Annotated in this window: 23 protein-coding genes; 17 read left to right on the top strand and 6 right to left on the bottom strand. The window is 66.2% G+C overall.

Annotated features, from left to right (window positions below; genetic code table 11):
- The first annotated feature begins 204 nt into the window (after positions 1-204).
- From ACYP5B_RS36700 to ACYP5B_RS36670, 7 genes are all read left to right on the top strand, one after another.
- Positions 205-1,368 carry an acyl-CoA dehydrogenase family protein gene (locus ACYP5B_RS36700; RefSeq protein WP_400093988.1) on the top strand — a complete coding sequence of 388 codons (1,164 nt, stop codon included), beginning with the start codon at positions 205-207 and terminating at the stop codon, positions 1,366-1,368.
- Positions 1,369-1,447: 79 nt separating this feature from the next.
- Positions 1,448-2,425 carry a Bug family tripartite tricarboxylate transporter substrate binding protein gene (locus ACYP5B_RS36695; RefSeq protein WP_459572876.1) on the top strand — a complete coding sequence of 326 codons (978 nt, stop codon included), beginning with the start codon at positions 1,448-1,450 and terminating at the stop codon, positions 2,423-2,425.
- Positions 2,426-2,430: 5 nt separating this feature from the next.
- On the top strand, positions 2,431-3,618 hold the full coding sequence (locus ACYP5B_RS36690) for an acyl-CoA dehydrogenase family protein (protein WP_459572875.1): 1,188 nt from the start codon (positions 2,431-2,433) through the stop codon (positions 3,616-3,618).
- Positions 3,619-3,658: 40 nt separating this feature from the next.
- On the top strand, positions 3,659-4,900 hold the full coding sequence (locus tag ACYP5B_RS36685; RefSeq protein WP_459572874.1) for a CaiB/BaiF CoA transferase family protein: 1,242 nt from the start codon (positions 3,659-3,661) through the stop codon (positions 4,898-4,900).
- Positions 4,901-4,982: 82 nt separating this feature from the next.
- Positions 4,983-5,186, top strand: coding sequence for a hypothetical protein (locus ACYP5B_RS36680; RefSeq protein ID WP_006163545.1), 204 nt, complete (start codon positions 4,983-4,985; stop codon positions 5,184-5,186).
- An 88-nt stretch (positions 5,187-5,274) separates the two neighbouring features.
- Positions 5,275-5,505 (top strand): hypothetical protein, encoded by a 231-nt coding sequence (locus ACYP5B_RS36675; RefSeq protein ID WP_400093994.1) that lies wholly within the window; start codon positions 5,275-5,277, stop codon positions 5,503-5,505.
- A 121-nt stretch (positions 5,506-5,626) separates the two neighbouring features.
- Positions 5,627-5,911 carry a hypothetical protein gene (locus ACYP5B_RS36670; protein ID WP_267603750.1) on the top strand — a complete coding sequence of 95 codons (285 nt, stop codon included), beginning with the start codon at positions 5,627-5,629 and terminating at the stop codon, positions 5,909-5,911.
- A 97-nt stretch (positions 5,912-6,008) separates the two neighbouring features.
- On the opposite strand, the gene ACYP5B_RS36665 is transcribed toward ACYP5B_RS36670, so the two are convergent.
- Complete coding sequence (locus ACYP5B_RS36665) at positions 6,009-7,280, bottom strand: serine hydrolase domain-containing protein (RefSeq protein WP_459572873.1); 1,272 nt, start codon at positions 7,278-7,280, stop codon at positions 6,009-6,011.
- Positions 7,281-7,482: 202 nt separating this feature from the next.
- Between ACYP5B_RS36665 and ACYP5B_RS36660 the strand changes: the two genes are divergently transcribed.
- Together ACYP5B_RS36660 and ACYP5B_RS36655 are read left to right on the top strand one after the other, a co-directional pair.
- Positions 7,483-7,710 carry a hypothetical protein gene (locus ACYP5B_RS36660; protein WP_267603748.1) on the top strand — a complete coding sequence of 76 codons (228 nt, stop codon included), beginning with the start codon at positions 7,483-7,485 and terminating at the stop codon, positions 7,708-7,710.
- A 139-nt stretch (positions 7,711-7,849) separates the two neighbouring features.
- Positions 7,850-8,134, top strand: a complete 285-nt coding sequence (locus ACYP5B_RS36655; protein WP_043347749.1) for a hypothetical protein — start codon at positions 7,850-7,852, stop codon at positions 8,132-8,134.
- Positions 8,135-8,645: 511 nt separating this feature from the next.
- Here ACYP5B_RS36655 and ACYP5B_RS36650 read toward each other — a convergent pair.
- The 4 genes from ACYP5B_RS36650 to glpK form a co-directional block, all read right to left on the bottom strand.
- Entirely contained in the window at positions 8,646-9,032 is a 387-nt protein-coding gene (locus ACYP5B_RS36650; protein ID WP_043347745.1) for a hypothetical protein, read from the bottom strand.
- Between the two features lie 132 nt (positions 9,033-9,164).
- Positions 9,165-9,563 carry an MliC family protein gene (locus ACYP5B_RS36645; RefSeq protein ID WP_459572872.1) on the bottom strand — a complete coding sequence of 133 codons (399 nt, stop codon included), beginning with the start codon at positions 9,561-9,563 and terminating at the stop codon, positions 9,165-9,167.
- A 128-nt stretch (positions 9,564-9,691) separates the two neighbouring features.
- On the bottom strand, positions 9,692-11,296 hold the full coding sequence (locus ACYP5B_RS36640) for a glycerol-3-phosphate dehydrogenase/oxidase (RefSeq protein WP_400094000.1): 1,605 nt from the start codon (positions 11,294-11,296) through the stop codon (positions 9,692-9,694).
- Between the two features lie 75 nt (positions 11,297-11,371).
- Positions 11,372-12,934 (bottom strand): glycerol kinase GlpK, encoded by a 1,563-nt coding sequence (gene glpK / locus ACYP5B_RS36635; protein ID WP_400094001.1) that lies wholly within the window; start codon positions 12,932-12,934, stop codon positions 11,372-11,374.
- 78 nt (positions 12,935-13,012) lie between these two features.
- On the opposite strand from glpK, the gene ACYP5B_RS36630 reads away from it, so the two are divergent.
- Together ACYP5B_RS36630 and purU are read left to right on the top strand one after the other, a co-directional pair.
- The gene (locus tag ACYP5B_RS36630; protein WP_459572871.1) at positions 13,013-13,873 is read left to right on the top strand and encodes an NUDIX hydrolase; all 861 of its coding nucleotides are present in this window, start codon (positions 13,013-13,015) and stop codon (positions 13,871-13,873) included.
- Between the two features lie 29 nt (positions 13,874-13,902).
- Positions 13,903-14,769 carry a formyltetrahydrofolate deformylase gene (purU, locus tag ACYP5B_RS36625; RefSeq protein WP_318231362.1) on the top strand — a complete coding sequence of 289 codons (867 nt, stop codon included), beginning with the start codon at positions 13,903-13,905 and terminating at the stop codon, positions 14,767-14,769.
- Positions 14,770-14,860: 91 nt separating this feature from the next.
- Here purU and ACYP5B_RS36620 read toward each other — a convergent pair whose 3' ends face one another.
- Positions 14,861-15,628, bottom strand: a complete 768-nt coding sequence (locus ACYP5B_RS36620; RefSeq protein WP_400094005.1) for a DeoR/GlpR family DNA-binding transcription regulator — start codon at positions 15,626-15,628, stop codon at positions 14,861-14,863.
- A gap of 156 nt (positions 15,629-15,784) precedes the next feature.
- Between ACYP5B_RS36620 and ACYP5B_RS36615 the strand changes: the two genes are divergently transcribed.
- The 6 genes from ACYP5B_RS36615 (at position 15,785) to ACYP5B_RS36590 (ending at position 21,916) form a co-directional block, all read left to right on the top strand.
- Positions 15,785-16,885, top strand: coding sequence for an ABC transporter ATP-binding protein (locus ACYP5B_RS36615; RefSeq protein WP_459572869.1), 1,101 nt, complete (start codon positions 15,785-15,787; stop codon positions 16,883-16,885).
- 1 nt (position 16,886) lies between these two features.
- The gene (locus ACYP5B_RS36610; RefSeq protein ID WP_400094008.1) at positions 16,887-17,993 is read left to right on the top strand and encodes an ABC transporter ATP-binding protein; all 1,107 of its coding nucleotides are present in this window, start codon (positions 16,887-16,889) and stop codon (positions 17,991-17,993) included.
- Complete coding sequence (locus tag ACYP5B_RS36605; protein WP_043347729.1) at positions 17,990-18,883, top strand: carbohydrate ABC transporter permease; 894 nt, start codon at positions 17,990-17,992, stop codon at positions 18,881-18,883. The genes ACYP5B_RS36610 and ACYP5B_RS36605 overlap by 4 nt, the downstream gene beginning before the upstream one ends.
- Entirely contained in the window at positions 18,876-19,709 is an 834-nt protein-coding gene (locus ACYP5B_RS36600; RefSeq protein ID WP_318231359.1) for a carbohydrate ABC transporter permease, read from the top strand. Before ACYP5B_RS36605 ends, ACYP5B_RS36600 begins: the two co-directional genes overlap by 8 nt.
- A gap of 12 nt (positions 19,710-19,721) precedes the next feature.
- Positions 19,722-20,030, top strand: coding sequence for a DUF2160 domain-containing protein (locus tag ACYP5B_RS36595; RefSeq protein WP_400094011.1), 309 nt, complete (start codon positions 19,722-19,724; stop codon positions 20,028-20,030).
- A 155-nt stretch (positions 20,031-20,185) separates the two neighbouring features.
- Positions 20,186-21,916: an ABC transporter substrate-binding protein gene (locus ACYP5B_RS36590; RefSeq protein WP_459572909.1), complete on the top strand. Its 1,731-nt coding sequence runs from the start codon at positions 20,186-20,188 to the stop codon at positions 21,914-21,916.
- Positions 21,917-22,207: the final 291 nt, after the last annotated feature.

Raw genomic sequence — 22,207 nt, 5'->3', positions numbered from 1 at the left:
GGGCGTGAGAGGACGACAGTTCAAAGGCGGAGCATGGGCTGCGCCGCAGGGCCGGGGTACGCATCCATCATAGCCATCGCCGGGCATTCCGGGCACGCCTCGCGTTCAAGATAGCGAAACATCGATCCGCTTTTCAGGCACTGCTTGCTAGGCTGGTTTCCACGCAGCCGATCCCGGCGGCACTTACCGGATGGAGCAAGACAGATGATCAGGGAACCGGACGCCTTTCAGGCCTTCCTGGCCGAATTGCGGCGTTTCGTGCGCGAGCGGCTGGTGCCGCGCGAGGCCGAGGTGGCCGCGCTCGATGCAATACCCGAAGCGCTGGTAAAGGAAATGGCCGAGCTGGGCTTGTTCGGTTTTTCGATTCCCGAGGCGTACGGCGGCGCCGGCATGACGACCGAGGAACTCGTGCTGGCGGCGCTGGAGTTGTCCCAGTGCTCGGTGGCCTTCCGCGCGCGGGTGGGCACCAATACCGGCATTGGCTCGGAAGCGCTGGTGGCGGATGGCACGCCCGAGCAGAAGCGCCGCTACCTGCCCTTGCTCGCCAGTGGCGAGCTGACCGGATCGTTCGCGCTGACCGAGCCGGAGGCCGGCTCGGATGCCACGGCGTTGACGACTTGCGCGCGGCGCGACGGCGACCACTATGTGCTCAACGGCACCAAGTGCTTCATCACCAACGCCCCCCTTGCTGGCTTGTTCACGGTCATGGCGCGCACCGATCCCGCGCGCAGCGGGGCCGCCGGCATCTCGGCATTCATCGTGGAGCGCGGCACGCCGGGCCTGACCACCGGGCAGCCGTATCGCAAGATGGGGCAAGAGGGCTCGCCGGTCTCGGCGGTGCACTTCAACGATTGCCGCGTGCCCGCCGCCAACCTGATCGGGGGCGAGGAAGGGCAGGGCTTTCGCACCGCGATGAAGGTGCTCAACAAGCAGCGCATCCACCTGGCCGCGCTGTGCACCGGGCCGGCCATCCGCATGCTGGATGAAGCGATCCGCTTCGTCACCGAGCGCAAGCAGTTCGGCCAGCCGCTGGCGGAATTCCAGCTGGTGCAGGCGATGATCGCCGATTGCCAGACCGAGATCTTTGCTGCGCGCGCTCTGATCATGGAGACGGCGCGCCAGCGCGATCGCGGTGAGGACGTGACCATGCAGGCCTCGATGTGCAAGTACTTCGCCTCCGAGATGTGCGGGCGCGTGGCGGATCGCTGCGTGCAGATGTTTGGCGGCTACGGCTATATCGCGGACTTCGGCATCGAGCGCTTCTATCGCGATGTGCGCCTGTTCCGCCTGTACGAAGGCACCAGCCAGATCCACCAGCTCAACATCGCCAAGCGCACGCTGGCGCAGGCGGCGGCCGGCAAGGCGTAGAGGCCAGCGGGCCATCAGAACGACACAGAACAGCCGCCGGCCATCATGCCAGGTGGCGTCATTCCGTCAAGGAGACACCATGTTGAAAACCATGCTTGCCGCGGGCTCCGTCCTGCTGACCCTGCTCGGGCTTGCGCAACCTGCGCTTGCCGAGGCAGCCTATCCCGCCAAAGTGATCCGCCTGGTCGTGCCGTTCCCGCCGGGTGGGTCCACCGATACGCTGGCGCGCTTGCTGGCCGAGCAATTGAAGGACGAACTCGGCCAGACCGTGGTCGTTGAGAACAAGGCTGGCGCGGGTGGCAATATCGGCGGCGATGCGGTGGCCAAGGCGGCGCCGGACGGCTATACGCTGCTGCTGGCCGCGGCCGGTCCCACCGTGATCAATCCCAGCTTTTACGCGCGCATGTCCTATGACCCGCTGCGCGACCTCGCGCCGGTCACGATGCTGGCGCGCGAGCACAACCTGATGGTGGTCAACCCTTCGGTGCCGGCGCGCAACCTCAAGGAGTTCATCGCCTATGCCAAGAGCAAGCCCGAGCAGCTCAGCTTTGGCTCGCCGGGCAACGGCTCCCCGGCGCAACTCGCGGGCGAGTTGCTGAACCAGTCCGCCGGCATCAAGCTGCAGCACGTACCGTACAAGGGCAGCGGCCCCGCGGTGGCCGACCTCATCGCCGGGCATATCACGCTGATGATCGACAACATGCCGGCGTTGCTGCCGTATGTGCAATCGGGGCGCCTGCGTGCCTTGGCGGTAGCCAGCGACAAGCGCGCCAGCGCCTTGCCCGATGTGCCGACGGTCGAGGAGGCCGGGCTCAAGGGCTATGTGGTGACGGCGTGGAAGGGGCTGATGGCGCCGGCCGGCACGCCGCGCCCGATCATCGCCAAGCTGCATGACGCGACCGTGAAGATCCTGGCCAAGCCGCAGATTCGCAAGCGCCTGGTGGACCTCGGTGCGGAGCCGGTCGGCAACACGCCCGAGCAGTTCGCCGCGCTGATCCGCAGCGATACGGCATGGTGGGGCGCGCTGGTGAAGTCGACCGGCACCACACTGGACTAAGCGCGATGTCGACCATGCCATCGCACCCGGACAGCCCAACCGATACGCGCCTCACCGAACTACGCGAGGCGGTGCGCCGCTTCGTCGAGGCACATGCCATCCCCAGCGAGGACCCAGCGCTGGCCCACGACGTAGTGCGGCTTGACACGGTCACGCGCGGCTTGCAGGCGCGCGCACGCGAGGCCGGCATCTACGCCCCGCACTTGCCGCGCGAATACGGCGGCCTTGGCTTGAACTGGAGCGAGCGTGCGCAAGTGCTGGAGGAAGCGGGGCGCAGCTTTCTCGGCGCGCCCGCGCTCAATTGCGCGCCGCCCGACCAGCCCAATATGATCAACCTGCTGCAGCAAGGCACGCCGGCGCAGCAGCGCAAGTACCTGATGCCGCTGATCCGCGGCGAGATCCGTTCCTGCTTTGCCATGACCGAGCCGGCGCCCGGCGCGGGGTCCGATCCCGGCATGCTGCGCACCATTGCCGAGCGCGCGAATGGCAACTGGGTGCTGAACGGGCACAAGTGGTTTATCAGCGGCGCGGTGGGCGCGGCCTTCGCCATCGTGCTCGCACGCACGGAAGACGGCGCCACGATGTTCCTGGTGGATGCCGACAACCCGGGCTACCGGCTGGTGCGCAATATCGCTGGCATGGACGGCTACCAGATCGGTGGGCACGGCGAGATCTTGCTGGCGCAATGCGTGGTGCCGGACGACGCCGTGCTGGGCGAGCCGGGCAAGGGCTTCGACTATGCGCAGGCGCGCCTGGAGCCCGCCAGGCTGTCGCACTGCATGCGCTTTGTCGGCCGGGCCTCGCGCGCCATGGAAATCGCCCAGCGCTATGCCGCGCAGCGCGATTCGTTCGGGCAGCGTTTGTGCGAGCTCCAGCAGATCCAGGCCATGGTGGCGGATTCGCATATCGACCTGCACGCCAGCCGGCTGATGGTGCGCGATTGCGCCATGCGCATGGACGCAGGCGAATCGGTCAAGCACGAGTCGGCCATGACCAAGGTCTTTGTGTCGGAAGCCGTGTGGCGCGTGGCGGACCGTGCTGTGCAAATCATGGGCGCGCAAGGGATTTCCGACGATACGCCGGTCTCGATGATCCAGCGCGAGCTGCGGCCATTCCGCATTTACGACGGCGCATCGGAGCTGCATCGCGCCACGCTGGCGCGGCGCATTTTCAAGAGCGGCATGCGGCCCTGAGCCATCTTCCACCACACAACAACATCTCCTCGGCACCATCATGAACCACACAGATCAAGACGCGCCCGCCGCGCGGCAGAACGGACCGCTTGCCGGTGTGCGCATCCTCGACATGGCTACGGTGGTAGCCGCGCCATTTGCCAGCACGCTGTGCGCGGACATGGGCGCGGACGTCGTCAAGCTCGAGTTGCCCAATGGTACCGATCCGCTGCGCGGGCTCGCGCCGGTGAAGGGCAAGTTGCCGCTGTACTGGAAGGTCACCAACCGCGGCAAGCGCGGCATCACGCTGGACGTGCGCAAGCCGCAAGGGCGCGCGCTGTTCCTCAAGATGCTGCCGCAGTTCGATGTGCTGGTGGAGAATTTTCGCACCGGCACGCTGGACCGCTGGGGCCTCGACGCCGAGACCCTGCGCGCGGCCAATCCGAGCCTGACGATCCTGCGCCTGACCGGTTTTGGCCAGACCGGGCCGTATGCCGGGCGCGCCGGCTTTGCACGCGTGTTCGAGGCGATGAGCGGGTTCACCAACCTGGCGGGCGACCCGTCGGGCTCCCCCATGCACATGAACTATCCGATGGGCGACATGGTGGCCGGCCTGTTCGGCGCGTTCTCGATCGCGGCGGCGGTGGCCGACAGCCGCCGCGCGCAGGCGCATGACAACGAGGCGCGCGGGCGCGAGATCGACTTGTCGGCTACCGAAGCACTGTTCCGCCTGCTGGAGCCGCTGGCCGTGGAGTACGAGCAACTGGGGCAGGTGCGCAATCGCGCGGGCAATCGCGCCACCTACACCGCGCCGTCCAATATGTACGCCACGGCGGACGGGCACTGGGTATCGCTGGTGGCCTCGTCGGACCCGATCTTCCGCCGGCTTTGCCATGCCATCGGCGATCCGGCCATGGCCGACGATCCGCGCTATGCCAGCAACCCGGAGCGAGTACGCCATCTCGATGCGCTCGACGCTGCCGTCAAGGCCTGGTTTGCCACGCATGACTACGCGGCCGTGGCGCAGGCGCTGGGCGTGCACGAGATCCCGTTCAGCAAGATCTTCACCATTGTCGATATCCTGGAGGATCCACATTTTCTGGCGCGCGGCGCGGTCGTCCGCTTGCCTGACCCCGATCTCGGCTCGATTCCCGCGCCCTGCATGGTGCCGAGGTTTTCCGGCCATGCGCCGCCTGCGCCCCGCAGCGGCCCCGCGGTGGGCGAGCACAACGCGGCCTTCTATGGCGAACTTGGCCTGACGCCGGCCGACCTGGGAACGCTGCGCGAGCTGCAGGTGGTCTGACCCGCGCGGGGCACCGGCGTTGCGGCCGCCTCCTGCGCAACTCGTGCTACAGTGGCCTGATCCGATTCTCCGGAGGAGCATCATGGCTAAGGATTCCACGCCGCATCTTCAGGCAATTGTCCAGACAGCGCCGCAGGCCGGGCGCTACGTATGGGTGATCACCCTGGTCGACTTCGCCGCGCAGCTGGTCAAGCGCACCATTGTTTCGGACGATACCTTCACCACGTCGGACGCGGCGCGCGTGGCTGGCGACGCGCAGCTCAAGGCAATGGCGGCGGATAAATAGCCGCTACGCGCGGCATGGGCCGCGCAGCATTGACACAGCCGGCGCGCAGCGGCCCACGCGGTGGCTGCATGCGCGAGGCGCGGGAGCGATGATGAGCATGTGCGAGGCCTGTGCGCAGATACGGCCCGGCTCGACTGGCGGCACGGGGCATCCCCGGCTGCTGCTGACCGATACGCAGCGCATCAAGCCGCGCGGCCAGCCCGCGATCACCTTTGCCACTTACACCTGTGCCGACTGCGGCTGCCGCTGGCGCCACGAGAGCGACAAGAACGGCAAGGGACCAGGCTGGTCGATGCAGCCCGCGGACGACGCGGACTGACGCTGGCTGACCGGTTTGAAGGCATTGCCGCCACCGCCCGGCAACAGGGCGGGGCGAAATCGTGGAAGTGCGGCGCCGGCGGGCCGCATCCACCCACCCACCATCAATAGGGGAGCGCAAGTTGGACACTGGACCTTTCACCCGCTACAAGGGCTTCGATCTCTACCCGTTGATCTATCGCCACCAGGCGGAACGCACCTGGCCCGAGCGCCGGCCGGATCGCAGCTTCAACGCGTCGGTGGTGATCTGCCGCGAGGGGCATGAGCCGGGGACCGAGCGCTCGCGCGTGTTCCGCCTCAGCGCCGCGCCCTGGGACAATATCGGCACCGCGCGCCGCGGTGCCGTGAAGTTCGGCGAGGACATCATCAACGGCCTGGTGCCGGGCGAGTCGGTTACTGCGCTGTAGGGTTCGGTCGGGCGCGGTAGGCGCCGCCAGCCGCTGTGGCTGCGGGCTGCCACAGCGGCGCTTCATCACGGCGCTATGGCATCACGGCGCTATGGCATCACGGCATCATGGCGCTGTACACCGTGTTCCTGAACCACGCGCGGTAATACTCGCGCTGCCCCGGCGCCTGCATCATCCAGATCGCCACGGTCTTCTCCTTCGGGTCGACCCAGAAATAGGTGCCTCCGACCCCACCCCAGTAGTAGTCCCCGACCGATCCCGGCGTGGCCGATTCGCCAGTGCCCGTGCGTGTGCCGAAACCCAGGCCGAAGCCATAGCCCGGCCCCGGCAGGTAGGCCGCGCCGCGCGCCAGGGAAAGGGCGCCCATGGCGCCAAGGTGGTCGGCCGTCATGTAGGCGACCGTCTTCGGCGACAGCAGGCGCACCCCGTCGATCTCGCCGCCATTGAGCAGCATCTGGGCAAAGCGGAAGTAGTCGGCCGCGGTCGACACCAAGCCGCCGCCGCCCGATTCAAGCTTCGGGGCGCGACGTACGTCGATCAGCCCGACCGGCACCTTGCTGTCGGGATCGATGGCAAAGGGCTCCGCGATGCGGCCTTGCTGAGCCGGAGGCACCCAGAACCCGGTGTCCTTCATCTGCAATGGCGTAAAGATCCGCTGCTGCAGATGCGTGGCCAGCGTCTGGCCCGACACGCGCTCGAGCAGGGCGCCCAGCACATCGGTGGAGCGGCTGTATTCCCAGGTGGTGCCGGGCTGGAACTGCAGCGGCACCTTGGCCAGACGGGCGATGAATTCGGTATTGCTTTGTTCGGTGGCGTCCACGTCCAGGCGCTTGTATTCCTCCTTGACCAGGGACTTGCCGAAGACGCCGTAGGTCAGGCCCGAGGTGTGGCGCAGCAGGTCCTGCACGGTCATCTCGCGCTGGGCGGGCACGAGTTCCAGCACAGGCTTGCCGGCAGCGTCGGTCTTCTCCACGCCAACGCGCAGGCCCTTGAGCTCGGGCAGGTACTTCGACACCGGGTCGGCCAGCTGTACGCGGCCGTCCTCGACCATCATCATCACGGCCACCGAGACGATCGGCTTGCTCATCGAGTAGATGCGGAAGATCGAGTCCGGGCGCATCGGCACCTTGCGTGCCGTGTCCTGCCAGCCAATGGCCTGCGTGTTGACGATGCCGCCGTTGCGGGCGACCAGGTACACGGCGCCGGGAATGCGGCCTTGCTCGATATCGGCACGCACGCGTGCGCTCATGCTGTCCAGTTGCTTGGCGGAGAAGCCGGTCGTGAGCGGTGCGGTATTTTGCGTGTTGGCCGGGGCCGCGCAGGCGGCCAGCAGCGCGACCGCCAGCACCGGCAAAGTGCTACGTATCATTTGTCTCGTCCTTTGTCTTATCGTTGTCTTGGCAATGTCTTATCGACGCGGTATCGATGAGGCACCGATGTTGCATCGGGAAGGGCTCAATTGCGGCAAATGCAACGGGATCATCGCACGCATGGGGGCGCGCGTGAATCGAGGCTCACCCGAATCGGGCCGCGCGCCATGCTACGATCCCGACAAATCATCGGAGGTGAAGATGTCAAAACACGTGTTCACTCGCAGCCAGTACCTGGCCATCCTCAATGAAAGCCTGAAGAACGATCCGAGGTGGCAGCCAGGCATGGCCTTTGTGTTTCATCCGCTGGGCGCGGACGCATCCAGCGCGACCGGCGTCGGATGCACCGGCCCCGACGAGGCGCTTCCCGTCTACGCGGAGATCGAGCGGGTGGCGGCGGACTTGATCGAGGTGAGGGACGCGCAGTAGGGGGCTGGCGCGGTGACGCAATGCGGGGCCGGGCAGAAGGTATCACGCCGTGTATCGCGCCGTGTGCGCGACGCAAAGGCGAGCCCTCCTGCCGACCTGCGTACAATACCGCCCCAGACAGACTCTAGCGGAACAAGCCGTGAAAAAGACCGACCTCGAAAAGAACAAAGCCTTGAAACTCGCAAACAGCCTGAAGCTGTCCGCCGCGGTCCGTGCCGGCCGTGATACCGGCCCGGCCAAGGTCGATCGTCGCGAACAGCGCCGGCTCGACCAGGAACAAGGCCTGGTGCCGTTTGCCTGCAAGCTGGATGCCGAACTGGTGAAGCGCCTGCAGGCACTGGCACCGGCGCATGCCGGTGGCATGAGCGGCCTGCTGAAGGAAGCGCTGGAACGCGGCCTGCCGCAGGAAGACGCGGCAGCCTGATTGCAGCACGCTGGCAGGGTGGGCATGAAGCACTGATTTGTGCGTTTTTGTCCACGCGAACTGTGTGGTAGGCAGGACCGTAGCAAGATGGAAGCAAGCAAAACGCCCGCTGGGTTTCAGCGGGCGTTTTGCTGTTCAGGGGTTTTCAGGGTTGTCTCCCGGATGCCGTTCCTGTCTGAGCGAGGGCATACGCTCAATGCACGAACAGCCAGATCAGCAGCAATACAAAGGCGGGGACACCGAGTAGCCAGGCGAGAATGTAGGGCATGATCTCCTTCCTTTCCTATCTGTTTTCCACGGTTCCACTATAGGTAGAGCGGATTTGGCGCGGTGTCCGGCACGTTCCGCTTGCGGTGTAGGACGGGGCTGACGAGCACGGAGAGGGGGGGAATCGGGGCAGCGCGGTTGCCCGCGGCGAGGCACGCCTGGGCGGAAGGAACGGAGCGGCCGCGGGGACCGCTCCTGGGGACCACGGCCTGTGGCCGTCCCCCCGGGGTGGAGCAAAGGGCGCTCAGTCCTCTTCGCCTTCTTCCGAGTCGAGGAAATCGCGGCGAAGCATCCAGTTTTCGATGGCTTCGTCGCAGATTTTCTTGAGTTTTTGCTTCTCCGGCACTTTGTCGAACAGCTCAAAGTTCACCAGCGCGATGCCGGCATCGGAGATGTAGAACAGGCGGCCGGGCTCGTCGTAATGCACGATGCGCCCGTCGATGCCGCTTTCCTCGCTGTCGACCGGCATGTCTTCCAGTTCGACCACCCGGCAGGTGAAGCGGGGCGCGCGAGTGTGGGTCAGATATTCAAATTCGTCATGCATGACCTCGCCGCCCTTGGGCGTAAAGATCGCGAAGCCCCAGATAAAGCGGGGCATCGGCAGATCGGACAGATCATCAATCTCGTCCATGGTGTTCTCCCTGATTCGATAACCCGCATTATCGCTCGGCCAGGGCGCAAGCACCAAAATGTTCTGGCGATGACCTGCCTGGGCGCTTGCTTGGGCGCTGCTTGGGCGCCTCCTGGGCGCTGCCTGGGAGCCCTATTTCGCGGCGTGGCAGTTGGCGTAGGCCGGCGGCGCGCTCTCGCCCTTGGTCAGGTCCTGGAGCATGCCTTCGTCGCCCTTGGTGATCCACAGGTGGGCGCCATGCGCATAGCGGGCGCCCGAGCCGGTCAGCACGCTGGCAAAGAGCAGCGGCTTGCCGTCCAGCCGCAGGATGGCGATCTGGTTGTCAGTGCTATTGAAATAGCGCGCCGTGAGCTGCTTGCCGTCGTCGCACTGGTAGCGCACGGTTCGGGGCGGGTCGAAGCGCACGCCGTCGATGCCGGCCTTGGCCATGGCGGGGGCGGCGGCCAGGCCGATGGCGGCGGCGATGGCGCAGGTGGTGACGCGCGTTGTGGCGCGGGTAGCGGTGTGAAGCAGGGGCGAACGAAGAGGCATGTGGCTTCCTTGGTAGCCAGCTCGGTAGCTAGCTCGGTAGCTAGACGCTGATGAGACAGACCCGGTCATGACGGCCGTATTCCCCACGGGACGCGCGGCCGGGTGGCATCCCTGCCGCGTGCCGCCCCTCAGGCCAACATATAGCCGCTTGCCAGCTCCCGGAAGCTGGCTACCTCGGCCGCTTGCCAGGCGGCGTCGTGGCCGTGCTCCTCGGCCAGGATCTCGGCCACCCTGGGTGCTGCCGCGCAGGCGGCGCTGGCTTCCAGGAACAGCGCGCGATTGCGGCGTGCCAGCACGTCCTCGACCCGCCGTGCCAGCTCGAAACGCGCGGCAAAGCGCACATGGGCAGCAGTCAGCCCGGCGCCGGGCACCAGCATTTCCTCGTTGCCGGGCAGCGCGTGCAGCATGCCGACCTCGTTGCCGTAGTAACGGTCCGGCGAGCCGCTGGCGGGCGCAGTCAGTTTCGCGGGCAAGCCTTGCGCGCCGTGCAATGGCAGTTGCGCGGTCACGCAGGGCGCGGCCGGCAGCATCTGGCGCTGGATGGCCGTGCCCATCACGTCCTCGGCCATCTTGCGGTAGGTGGTCCACTTGCCGCCGGTGACGGTGATCAGGCCGGCTTTGGACACCAGGATGGTGTGCTCGCGCGAGAGCGAGGCGGTGGAGGCTTCGCCGGTGGCCTTGACCAGCGGGCGCAGGCCGGCCCAGACGCTGGTCACGTCGGCGCGGGTTGGCGCGCGCGACAGGTAGCGTGTGGCGGTCTCCAGGATGAAATCGACATCGTCGGCGCCGGCGCGCGGCTCCAGCGGCAGGTCCTTGCGTGGCGTATCGGTGGTGCCGATGATGGTGTGGCCGTTCCAGGGGACGACGAAGAGCACGCGGCCATCGTCGGTCTTGGGGATCAGGATGGCACGGTCGCCGGGCAGGAAGCTGCGCGGCAAGGTCAGGTGCACGCCCTGGCTGGGGGCCACCATGCTGCGCGCCTGGCCGTCTTCCATCTGGCGCACGGCATCGACCCACACGCCGGTGGCGTTGATCACGCAAGACGCCTTCAGATCGAAGCTGGCGTCGCCCAGCACGTCCTTCACGGTGACGCCGTCGATCACGCCGTTGCGCTGCGACAGCCCGCTCACGCGCAGGTAGTTGATGGCCGTGCCGCCCACGTCGAACAGCGTGCGCATCAGCGCGATGGCCAGGCGGGCGTCATCGAACTGCCCGTCGAAATACAGGTTGCCGCCGCGCAGGGGCCGCCCGCCCACGTGCTCGGCCAGGGTCGGTGCCGCCGCCAGCGTTTCGCGGTGGTTGAGCCAGCGGCTGCCGGACAGGTTGAGCCCGCCGGCCAGCATGTCGTAAAGCTTCAGGCCGATGCCGTAGAAGGGCTGGTCGAACAGCTGGTAGGCCGGCACCACGAAGCCGAGCGGCCACACCAGGTGCGGCGCGTTGCGGGCCAGCAGGCCGCGCTCATGCAGCGCCTCGCGCACCAGGCCGATATTGCCCTGCGCGAGGTAGCGCACGCCGCCGTGGACCAGCTTGGTGGCCTTGCTGGAGGTGCCCTTGGCGAAGTCGGCGGCTTCCACCAGCAGCGTGCGGTAGCCGCGCGAGGCGGCGTCCACCGCCGTGCCCAGGCCGGTGGCGCCGCCGCCGATGACGATGACATCCCACTTCGGCTCGCGCTCGAGGGTGGCGAGCAGGGTGGCGCGGTCGGGCGGCAGGATGGGAGTGTGCAGTGTCTGCATGATTCCTTGTTTGATGCGAATGCGTGTCGCGGTGATGCTGATACGTATCTGGCGCATGCGGTGGTCAGCCCGCGCTCAGTTTGCCGAATGCGGTGGCGCGCCGTCCTCCCGCGCCCAGTCGCGTGCGCGCTCTACCGCGCGATGCCAGCGCCAGAGCCGGTATTCACGCGCATCGGCCGACAGGTTGGGCTCGAAGCGATGCTCCACCTGCCACTGGCTGGCGATCTCGTCCTCGCCGCTCCAGTAGCCGGTGGCCAGTCCCGCCAGGTAGGCGGCGCCAAGCGCGGTGGTCTCGGTCACGCGCGGTCGGACCACGGCCGTGCCGAGCAGATCGGCCTGCATCTGCATCAGCAGGTCGCTGCGCGACGCGCCGCCGTCCACGCGCAGCTCGGCCAGCGAGATGCCGGCGTCCTTTTGCATGGCGTCCAGCACGTCCACGCTCTGCAGCGCGATCGACTCCAGCGCGGCGCGCGCAATGTGCGGGCGTCCGGTGCCGCGTGTGAGGCCGACCAGCGTGCCGCGCGCGAACGGGTCCCAGTGCGGCGCGCCCAGGCCGGCAAAGGCCGGCACCAGCACCACGCCTTCGGTATCGTCGCACTGGCGCGCCAGCGGCTCCACCTCGGGTGCGCTGTTGATGATCTGCAGCCCGTCGCGCAGCCACTGGATGGTGGCGCCGCCCATGAACACGCCGCCTTCCAGGCAATATTGCGTGCGGCTGGCGGCAGTCGTGGTGCCGCCCAGTTGCCAGCCAATGGTGGTGAGCAGGCGATTATGCGAAGTGACCGGCTGCGATCCCGTGTTCATCAGCAGGAAGCAGCCCGTGCCGTAGGTGTTCTTGGCCATGCCCGGAGACAGGCAGGCCTGGCCGTAGGTGGCGGCCTGCTGGTCGCCGGCGATGCCCGCAATCGGGATCTGGGCGCCAAACAGCCGCAGCGCCGTGCGCGCCACCTCGCCGCTGGAGGGCACCACCTCGGGCAGCAAGCTGCGTGGGATGTCCAGCAGGTCGAGCAGGGCATCGTCCCACTGGAAGGTGTGGATGTTGAACAGCATCGTGCGCGACGCGTTGGAGACATCGGTGACGTGGCGCTTGCCATCCGTCAACTGCCAGATCAGCCAGCTGTCGACCGTGCCGAACGCCAGCTCGCCACGCGCCGCGCGTTCGCGCGCGCCCTCGGTGTTGTCCAGCATCCAGCGCAGCTTGGTGCCGGAGAAGTAGGCGTCGATGATCAGGCCGGTCTTGTCGCGGAACAGCTCGCCGTGGCCGTCGGCCTGCAGCGCCTCGCACATCGGCGCGGTGCGGCGATCCTGCCAGACCAGCGCGCGGCCGATGGGCTCGCCGGTCTGGCGGTCCCACAGCACGGTTGTCTCGCGCTGGTTGGTGATGCCGATGGCGCTCACCTGGCTGGCCGCGACGCCGGCGTCGTTCAGCACGGCGTGTGCCACCGCCAGCTGCGACTGCCAGATCTCGTAGGGATCGTGCTCGACATGGCCGGGGTGCGGGTAATATTGGCGAAATTCGCGCTGCGCGACCCGTGCCACGTTGCCGGCGTGATCGAACAGGATCGCGCGCGAGCTGCTGGTGCCCTGGTCGAGCGCCAGCACGAATTGCGGCAGGCCCGAAGGCTGATTTTGCTTCATGCGTCTTGTCCTGGATTGACTGCTTTTACCATTGCATTAACCATTGCAGGCGTGCCTTGCCGGCCGCCAGGATCCTTCATGTCCGATACCTTGCCCGCCAGCCAGAACCCCGTCGTGTCCCGCGTTGCCGCTTCGCTCGCGGCGCGCAGCCGTTTCGATGCCGGCGCGCATCTGCGCCTGACCGTGGAAGGCCGCCAGGTGGGCTGGCTGCCGCGCGCGCATGCGCGCATCCTGCGCGCGCAGGATGCGGTGCCGGCCGTGCTGGGCGAGCCGCGCGATAGCAGCGTGGCGCTGCTGCCGGACTGCGGCGATGCTCCCGCTCGCAGCGCCGCGCTGAAGGTGCTGGCGCACTGGCTGGCGGATGCCGGCCATGTGCGCGGCTGGCGCGACGAGCTGTTCGCAGTCACGCCGGAACTCGCGGCGCCGGCCTTCGCGGTGATCGAGCGCGCGGCGGCGCGCTTTCTCGGGCTGCTGACCTTTGCCTCGCACATGAACGGCGTCATTGCCGGCGAGCGCGCGCTGTGGATTTCGCGGCGCAGCGCCGCCAAGGCGGTCGACCCCGGCATGTGGGACAACCTGGTGGCAGGCGGCATGCCGCACGGCAGCGACCCGCTCGCCACGCTGGTGCGCGAGTGCGACGAGGAGTCAGGCATTGCGCCCGAACTGGCGCAGCGCGCAGAAGCCCATGGCGTGATCGAAGTGCTGCGTGAAATCCCCGAGGGCGTGCAGTGGGAGGCCGTGTACGTGTACGACCTGTTGCTGCCGCCGGATTTCGTGCCGCAAAACCGCGACGGGGAGGTGGCCGAGCACCGGCGTATCGAGCCGGAGGCATTGCTTGCTATCATGGCGGATGGCGCCATGACGGTCGACGCGACCCTGGTGACGCTGGATGCGCTCAACCGCCGCGGCTGGAGCGCCCCCGGCAGCCCCCGCCCTTGATCGGCGCGCACTAGACACAACCACACACGATGAGCAATACCGGATTCATTCTCACCATTTCCTGCCCGGACCAGCCGGGCATCGTCCATGCCGTCTCGGGCCTGCTGTTCCAGCACGGCTGCAATATCGTCGACTCCGACCAGTTCGGCGATGAATTCACCGGCCGCTTTTTCATGCGGGTGCATTTCACGCCGGCCGCCGGCGGCCCGGACCTGGCCACGCTGAAGACCGCCTTCGCGCCGATCGGCGATCAGTTCTCCATGCAGTGGGACCTGTTCGATGCCAGCGTCAAGCCGCGCGTGATGATCATGGTGTCGAAGATCGGCCATTGCCTGAACGACCTGCTGTTTCGCGCCAAGGCCAGCGGCCTGCCGGTGGAGATCGCCGCCATCGTGTCGAACCACCGCGATTTCTACCAGCTCGCCGCGTCGTACGATATCCCGTTCTTCCACCTGCCGATGATGAACGCCTCGGCCGAGCAGAAGGCCGCGCAGGAGAACAAGGTGTTCGAGATCGTGCGCGAGCAGAACATCGACCTGGTGGTGCTGGCGCGCTACATGCAGGTGCTGTCCGACGACCTGTGCCGCAAGCTGGCCGGCCGCGCCATCAATATCCATCACTCGTTCCTGCCCAGCTTCAAGGGCGCCAAGCCCTACTACCAGGCGCATGACCGCGGCGTGAAGCTGATCGGCGCCACCGCCCACTACGTGACGGCTGCGCTGGACGAAGGCCCGATCATCGAGCAGGAAATCGAGCGCGTGGATCACAGCATGGACCCCGAGCAGCTCACTGCGGTGGGGCGCGACGTGGAATGCGTGGCGCTGGCGCGTGCCGTCAAATGGCATGCCGAGCACCGCATCCTGCTCAACGGCCACAAGACCGTCGTTTTCAAGTAATCCCGCAAGCAAGCCCTCCACCCGGTGCCCGGCGCCAGTCGCGCCGGCACCGCCTCGCCCGCAGGGGAGCCGGCGCCGTGGCTGGCCGCTCTCAGGCCTGCGCGACCACACAGCGCACTCCGCTTTCTTCCAGCATGCTCTCGAACGGCGGCTTCAGCGGCTGGTCGGTAAAGAGCCGGTCGATCTCCGAGACGTGCGCCAGTTCCACCATGGCCTGCCGGTTGAACTTGCTGGCGTCCGCCGCCAGCCAGACTTCGCGCGAATGCTCGATGATGGTCCGCGCTACCTTCACTTCGCGAAAGTCGTAGTCGCGCAGCGTGCCGTCGGCCTCGATGCCCGAGATGCCGATCAGGCCGATATCCACCTTGAACTGGCTGATGAACTCCACCGTGGCCTCGCCCACGATGCCGCGGTCGCGCGAGCGCAGCACGCCGCCGGCGACGATCACTTCGCAATCGGGGTTGTCGGCCAGGATGCTCGCCACGTTCAGGTTGTTGGTGATCACGCGCAGGCCGCGGTGATGCATCAGCTCGCGCGCGATTTCCTCGACCGTGGTGCCGATATTCAGGATCAACGAGCAACCCTCGGGCACGGCGCTGGCCACCGCGCGCGCAATGCGGGCCTTGCCCTCGGCATTGAGCACCTGGCGTTGGCGATAGGCGATGTTCTCCACCGTGGAGCCCTCCACCCGCACGCCACCGTGAAAGCGCGCCAGCATGCCGCCTTCAGCCAGCAGGTTGACGTCCCGGCGTACGGTCTGCAGGGTCACCCCGAACTTGCGCGCAAGTTCGTCGATGGAAGCGAAGCCCTGGCTGCGAACCTCTTCCAGCAGGGCGGTCTGGCGTGGATTTAGCGTCATACCCGCATTCTAGTTCAAACATAAACGAAAACAAATGATGCAGTGCACGATTGTTTTCTGTTCGTTTTTGTTCTAAAACGAGCGGGAAGCAAAGATTTGTGCGTTTGCATCATTGTTGTAAATGTGATGTGTGTGTCATTCGAAATCGGAGACTCGATGCAGCTCAGATTGGAAGGCATCGCCCAGCAAGCAGGCTCGCAGGCGTATCTATATCCCATGTCGCTGACACCCGTGCCGGGCGCGGTGACCATCCTGCTAGGTGCCACCCAGGCTGGCAAGACCTCGCTGATGCGGGTCATGGCGGGGCTGGACCGGCCCAGTGCCGGCCGGGTCGAGGTGGACGGCATCGACGTGACCGGCATGCCGGTGCGCGAGCGCAACGTCTCGATGGTCTACCAGCAGTTCATCAACTACCCGTCGATGACCGTCTTCGACAATATTGCTTCGCCGCTCAAGCTGCGGCGCTCCAAGGATATCGATGGACAGGTGAGGGCGCTGGCCACCCGCCTGCATATCGAGCACCTGCTCGACCGCGTTCCCGCCGAGCTCTCCGGCGGGCAGCAGCAGCGCGTGGCGCTGGCGCGCGCGCTGGCCAAGGGCGCGCCGCTGATGCTCCTTGACGAGCCCCTGGTCAACCTGGACTACAAGCTGCGTGAAGAGCTGCGCGAGGAGCTGACCCAGCTTTTCGCGCATGGCAATGCCACCGTGATCTATGCCACCACGGAGCCGGCCGAGGCCCTGTTGCTGGGCGGCTACACCGCGGTGCTGGACGCCGGCGAGCTGCTGCAGTACGGGCCCACGCCGGAGGTCTTTCACTATCCCGCCTCGCTGCGCGTGGCGCGTGCCTTCAGCGATCCCCCCATGAACCTGATGGCCGGCAACCTGCTGGCTGGCGCTGTCACGCTGCCGGGCGGCATCGTCGTGCCCTTGCCCGAGGCAGGGGGGCACGGCGGCACGGTAACGGTCGGGGTGCGGGCCGGTGCGTTGCGCCTGGAGGCCGCGCCGGGCTCCGTGCCGGTGGCGGGCCGGGTGGCGCTGGCCGAGCTGTCCGGGTCGGACACCTTCGTGCATATGGACTCACCGGCCGGCAACCTGGTGGCGCAGTTTCCGGGGGTGGTCGACCTGGAACTGGGCGCGCCGCTCACCCTGCACCTGGATCCCGCGCAGCTCTACCTGTTCGACGCGGCCGGCATGCGCATCCATGCGCCCGGGCGGCCGCTCAGGGTCGCCCCCGCCACTGCCGAGCTGGGAGCCTGAGATGACACGCATCGACCTCGACCTGTCCCATTCGTACCGGCCCGATCCGCAAGCGGACGAGGACTACGCGCTGCTGCCGCTGAAGTTCACGTTCAAAGACGGCGGCGCCTACGCCTTGCTCGGGCCCTCCGGCTGCGGCAAGACCACCTTGCTCAATTGCATTTCCGGCTTGCAGCGGCCATCGCACGGTACCGTCTCCTTCGATGGCCGCGACGTGACCGCGGCCACGCCGCAGGCGCGCAACATCGCCCAGGTGTTCCAGTTCCCGGTGATCTACGACACCATGACGGTGGGCGAGAACCTGGCCTTCCCTTTGCGCAACCGCGGCGTGCCCGCGGCCCAGGTGAAGGAGCGCGTGGGCCGCGTGGCCGAGATGCTGGACCTGTCCGCGTCGCTGGACCGCCGCGCCAGCGGCCTGGCGGCCGATGCCAAGCAGAAGATCTCGCTCGGGCGCGGGCTGGTGCGCCAGGACGTATCGGCCATCCTGTTCGACGAGCCGCTCACGGTGATCGACCCGCACCTGAAATGGCAGTTGCGCCGCAAGCTCAAGGAGATTCACCACGAGTTCCGGCTGACGCTGATCTACGTCACGCATGACCAGACCGAGGCACTCACCTTTGCCGACCAGGTGGTGGTGATGTCGCGTGGCAAGGCGGTACAGGTGGGGCCGGCCGATGCGCTGTTCGAGCGCCCGGCGCATACCTTCGTCGGCAACTTCATCGGCTCGCCGGGCATGAACTTCCTGGCGGGAACTTGGCGCGATGGCGCTATCGAAATTGCCGGGCGGCGCTATATGCCCGAGTTCGCGCCTACGGTCGCCGCGGCCTTGCAGGCGGCCGGCAGCTTCAAGGTCGGCGTGCGCCCCGAGTACCTGCGCCTGGCCGCGAGCACCGATCCGCAGGCCGTGCCCGCGCGCGTTGAGCGCGCGCAGGACATTGGCACCTACTGGCTGGTCACCGCCACCGTGCAGGATGCCAGCGGCCAGGCGGCCACCGTGCGCGGCCGGCTCGGCAACGAGGGCGCGGCGCTGCAGGCGGGCGAGACCGTGTGGCTGTCCGTGTTCAACCGTCATACCTGTTACTACGTCAACGAGGAGCTGGTGGCATGAGCACGCTGAAGCCCGTCAACCAGAAGGCCTGGCTGCTGGTCATCCCGGTGGTCCTGTGCGTGGCGTTCTCGGCCATCCTGCCGCTGATGACCATCGTCAATTACTCCGTGCAGGACATCATCTCGCCTGAACGGCGCGTGTTCGTCGGCACAGAATGGTTCCGCACCGTGCTGCGCGATGGCGAGCTGCACGACGCGCTGCTGCGCCAGCTCGGCTTCTCGCTGGCGGTGCTGGCAGTGGAGATCCCGCTTGGCATCCTGCTGGCGCTGTCGATGCCGGCCAAGGGGGTGAAGGCGTCGGCGGTGCTGGTGGTGATCGCGCTGTCGTTGCTGATTCCATGGAACGTGGTTGGCACGATCTGGCAGATCTTCGGGCGCACCGACATCGGCTTGCTGGGCGCGGCGCTTGCCGGCATGGGCTTTGCCTACAACTACACCGGCAGCGCGGTGGACGCGTGGTTCACGGTGCTGGTGATGGACGTGTGGCACTGGACGCCGCTGGTGGCGCTGCTGTGCTACGCCGGCCTGCGCGCGATTCCCGACGCGTACTACCAGGCCGCGCAGATCGACGGCGCCTCGCGGCTGGCGGTGTTCCGCTACATCCAGCTGCCCAAGCTGCGCGGCGTGCTGATGATCGCCGTGCTGCTGCGTTTCATGGACAGCTTCATGATCTACACCGAGCCGTTCGTGCTGACCGGCGGCGGGCCCGGCAACGCCACCACGTTCCTGTCGCAATACCTCACGCAGAAGGCCGTGGGCCAGTTCGACCTGGGCCCGGCCGCGGCATTCTCGATCGTCTACTTCCTGATCATCCTGCTCATGTGTTTCATCCTCTACAACTGGATGCAGCGCGCGGGCACCGCCGGCAGCGAGGACATGCCCAATGCGTGAAGCCAAACGTGAAGCCAAGCAAAGCGCCACCTACTGGCGCGCGGTGTTCCTGGTGGTGTACCTGGTCTTCGCCATCCTGCCGATCTACTGGATGCTGAACATGTCGTTCAAGTCCAACGAGGAGATCGTTTCCACGCTGTCGCTGTGGCCAAACGATGTCACGCTGGAGCACTACAAGACCATCTTCACCGATCCGTCCTGGTACTCGGGCTACATCAACTCGATGATCTACGTGGCGATGAACACGGTGATCTCCATCACGGTGGCGCTGCCCGCGGCCTATGCCTTCTCGCGCTACCGGTTCATCGGCGACAAGCACGTCTTCTTCTGGCTGCTGACCAACCGCATGACGCCGCCGGCGGTGTTCCTGCTGCCGTTCTTCCAGCTCTACACCACCATGGGCCTGATGGACACGCATCTTGGCGTGGCGCTGGCGCACCTGGTGTTCAACGTGCCGCTGGCGGTGTGGATCCTGGAGGGCTTCATGTCCGGCGTGCCGCGCGAGATCGACGAGACGGCTTATGTGGATGGTTACTCCTTCCCGCGTTTCTTCATCACCATCTTCCTGCCGCTGATCAAGGCTGGCGTGGGCGTGGCCGCTTTCTTCTGCTTCATGTTCAGCTGGGTGGAACTGTTGCTGGCGCGCACGCTGACCTCGGTCAACGCCAAGCCGATCGTTGCCACCATGACGCGCACGGTGTCGGCCTCCGGCATGGACTGGGGCGTGCTGGCCGCGGCCGGCGTGCTCACCATCGTGCCCGGCGGCATCGTGATCTGGTTTGTCCGGCACTACATCGCGAAAGGCTTCGCGATGGGCCGCGTGTAAGGAGAGGATGCCATGTTCAGCTGGATGGTATGGACCACCCCGGTGGCCGTGTTCTTCATCAGCATCGCGGTGATGCTGGTTGGCATGACGATGTGGGAGACGCGCGCCCCCACCATTGAGCGCAAGGGCTTCTTGCCCATCGCCACCACCCGCGGCGACCGCCTGTTCATCGGCCTGATGTGCGCAGCCTGGATCAACCTGGCGTGGGTGGGCCTGGGCGAGAAGATGATGGCGTGGTTCTCCCTGGCGGAGGAGCCTTCGATCTGGATCAGCCTGGTGCTCTCGATGCTTGCGTTGGGCCTGGTGATGCGCAAGGGCTGAGCCGCGCGGGTCGCGCACCCTGATCCGACAAGACCGACAAGAATAAAGCGACGGATTTTTCGTCAATGGGCGTAGCGGCCTGCACCTTCCCCGGACCGCGACCCAGACAAAGAGCAGGGAGGGGGATTTTCGAGGAGACGTTCATGAAGGTGCACGTGAAATTGGGCATGACGGCGCTGGCCTGCGCGGCGGCGCTCGCCTGCGGCCACGCCGCTTGGGCAGGCGAGGCCGAGGCCAGGAAGTGGGTCGACAGCGAGTTCCAGCCGTCGTCGCTCTCCAAGGACAAGCAGCTCGCAGAAATGAAGTGGTTCATGGACGCTGCCGCCAAGCTCAAGGCGAGGGGCGTGACGCAGATCAGCGTGGTCTCGGAGACCATCACGACCCACGAGTACGAATCCAAGACGCTGGCCAAGGCCTTCGAGGAAATCACCGGCATCCAGGTCAAGCACGACATCATCCAGGAAGGCGATGTGGTGGAGAAGCTGCAGACCTCGATGCAGTCCGGCAAGTCGATCTATGACGGCTGGATCTCCGACTCCGACCTGATCGGCACGCACTACCGCTATGGCGCCATCCTGCCGCTGTCCGACTACATGAGCGGAGCCGGCAAGGAGTGGACCAATCCCGGGCTGGATGTGAAGGACTTCATCGGCACCAAGTTCACCACCGCGCCGGACGGCAAGCTCTACCAGTTGCCCGACCAGCAGTTCGCCAACCTGTACTGGTTCCGTGCCGACTGGTTCGCACGCAAGGACCTGCAGGACAAGTTCAAGGCCAAGTACGGCTATGACCTGGGCGTGCCCACCAACTGGTCGGCCTACGAGGACATTGCCAACTTCTTCTCCAACGACGTCAAGGATCTCGACGGCAAGAAGGTCTACGGCCACATGGACTACGGCAAGAAGGATCCGTCGCTCGGCTGGCGCTTTACCGACGCCTGGCTGTCGATGGCCGGGTCGGCCGACAAGGGCCTGCCGAACGGCATGCCGGTCGACGAATGGGGCATCCGTGTTGGCGCTGACAAGTGCACGCCGGAAGGTGCATCGGTCTCGCGCGGCGGCGCCACCAACAGCCCGGCCGCAGTCTATGCGCTCACCAAGTACATCGACTGGATGAAGAAGTACGCGCCGCCGCAAGCCATGGGCATGACGTTCTCCGAAGCCGGCCCGGTGCCGGCGCAAGGGCAGGTGGCGCAGCAGATCTTCTGGTACACGGCCTTCACCGCCGACATGACCAAGAAGGGCCTGCCGGTGGTCAATGCGGACGGCACGCCGAAATGGCGCATGGCGCCGTCGCCTTATGGCCCGTACTGGAAGCAGGGCATGCAGAACGGCTACCAGGACGTGGGGTCCTGGACCTTCTTCAAGAACACCGATCCCAACCGCCTCGCGGCGGCCTGGCTCTACGCGCAGTTCGTGACGTCCAAGACGGTATCGCTGAAGAAGTCGCTCACCGGCCTGACCTTCATCCGCGACAGCGACATCCATCACGAGTACCTCACCAAGAATGCCGCGCAGTATGGCGGCCTGATCGAGTTCTATCGCAGCCCGGCACGGGTGGCGTGGACGCCCACCGGTACCAACGTGCCCGACTATCCCAAGCTGGCCCAGTTGTGGTGGAAGAACGTGGCGACCGCTGTGACCGGCGAGAAGACGCCGCAGTCCGCGATGGACAACCTGGCCGAGGAAATGGACCAGGTGATGGGGCGGCTGCAGCGCGCCGGCATGACAAACTGCGCGCCCAAGCTGAACGCCAAGAGCGATCCCGCCAAATGGCTGTCGGATGAGCATGCGCCATGGAAGAAGCTGGCCAACGAGAAGCCGAAGGGCGAGACCATCGCCTACGACAAGCTCTTGCAGGCGTGGAAGGAAGGGAAGGTGCGGTAAGCGTCCCCTTGCAGCGGTGAAGAACGGTGGCCTTGTGCCACCGTTTTTTCTTTTACCGTGTGTGATGCCGCGTAGACATCAAAGATTTTCTGAGAATTTCCTTGACTGTCTATCTACCAGTAGATAATATTCACGACATGGAAGCCGCTGCTCCGCCCCAGCAAGGAAAGCTGAAGCAGGAAAGAGGATCCAGCGCAGCACCCGGGGAATCCCCGTTTTTTTTGGCCAGCTTATCTATCTACTAGTAGATAACAAACAAAAAGGGCGAAGGTTCCAAAGCGTACCGATTCG

It is taken from the genome of Cupriavidus sp. 8B (genome assembly GCF_054589115.1).
This window is presented reverse-complemented; position numbering and strand designations above follow the sequence as displayed.

What these genes read in the sequence shown, in the direction of transcription:
- ACYP5B_RS36595 (WP_400094011.1), top strand. Translation starts at nt 19,722, where the DNA reads ATGTTCAGCTGGATGGTATGGACCACCCCGGTGGCCGTGTTCTTCATC.
- ACYP5B_RS36685 (WP_459572874.1), top strand. Translation starts at nt 3,659, where the DNA reads ATGAACCACACAGATCAAGACGCGCCCGCCGCGCGGCAGAACGGACCG.
- purU (WP_318231362.1), top strand. Translation starts at nt 13,903, where the DNA reads ATGAGCAATACCGGATTCATTCTCACCATTTCCTGCCCGGACCAGCCG.
- ACYP5B_RS36645 (WP_459572872.1), bottom strand. Translation starts at nt 9,563, where the DNA reads ATGCCTCTTCGTTCGCCCCTGCTTCACACCGCTACCCGCGCCACAACG.
- ACYP5B_RS36675 (WP_400093994.1), top strand. Translation starts at nt 5,275, where the DNA reads ATGATGAGCATGTGCGAGGCCTGTGCGCAGATACGGCCCGGCTCGACT.
- ACYP5B_RS36610 (WP_400094008.1), top strand. Translation starts at nt 16,887, where the DNA reads ATGACACGCATCGACCTCGACCTGTCCCATTCGTACCGGCCCGATCCG.
- ACYP5B_RS36640 (WP_400094000.1), bottom strand. Translation starts at nt 11,296, where the DNA reads ATGCAGACACTGCACACTCCCATCCTGCCGCCCGACCGCGCCACCCTG.
- ACYP5B_RS36695 (WP_459572876.1), top strand. Translation starts at nt 1,448, where the DNA reads ATGTTGAAAACCATGCTTGCCGCGGGCTCCGTCCTGCTGACCCTGCTC.
- ACYP5B_RS36660 (WP_267603748.1), top strand. Translation starts at nt 7,483, where the DNA reads ATGTCAAAACACGTGTTCACTCGCAGCCAGTACCTGGCCATCCTCAAT.
- ACYP5B_RS36630 (WP_459572871.1), top strand. Translation starts at nt 13,013, where the DNA reads ATGTCCGATACCTTGCCCGCCAGCCAGAACCCCGTCGTGTCCCGCGTT.
- ACYP5B_RS36600 (WP_318231359.1), top strand. Translation starts at nt 18,876, where the DNA reads ATGCGTGAAGCCAAACGTGAAGCCAAGCAAAGCGCCACCTACTGGCGC.
- ACYP5B_RS36690 (WP_459572875.1), top strand. Translation starts at nt 2,431, where the DNA reads ATGTCGACCATGCCATCGCACCCGGACAGCCCAACCGATACGCGCCTC.
- ACYP5B_RS36620 (WP_400094005.1), bottom strand. Translation starts at nt 15,628, where the DNA reads ATGACGCTAAATCCACGCCAGACCGCCCTGCTGGAAGAGGTTCGCAGC.
- glpK (WP_400094001.1), bottom strand. Translation starts at nt 12,934, where the DNA reads ATGAAGCAAAATCAGCCTTCGGGCCTGCCGCAATTCGTGCTGGCGCTC.
- ACYP5B_RS36700 (WP_400093988.1), top strand. Translation starts at nt 205, where the DNA reads ATGATCAGGGAACCGGACGCCTTTCAGGCCTTCCTGGCCGAATTGCGG.
- ACYP5B_RS36650 (WP_043347745.1), bottom strand. Translation starts at nt 9,032, where the DNA reads ATGGACGAGATTGATGATCTGTCCGATCTGCCGATGCCCCGCTTTATC.
- ACYP5B_RS36680 (WP_006163545.1), top strand. Translation starts at nt 4,983, where the DNA reads ATGGCTAAGGATTCCACGCCGCATCTTCAGGCAATTGTCCAGACAGCG.
- ACYP5B_RS36605 (WP_043347729.1), top strand. Translation starts at nt 17,990, where the DNA reads ATGAGCACGCTGAAGCCCGTCAACCAGAAGGCCTGGCTGCTGGTCATC.
- ACYP5B_RS36615 (WP_459572869.1), top strand. Translation starts at nt 15,785, where the DNA reads ATGCAGCTCAGATTGGAAGGCATCGCCCAGCAAGCAGGCTCGCAGGCG.
- ACYP5B_RS36665 (WP_459572873.1), bottom strand. Translation starts at nt 7,280, where the DNA reads ATGATACGTAGCACTTTGCCGGTGCTGGCGGTCGCGCTGCTGGCCGCC.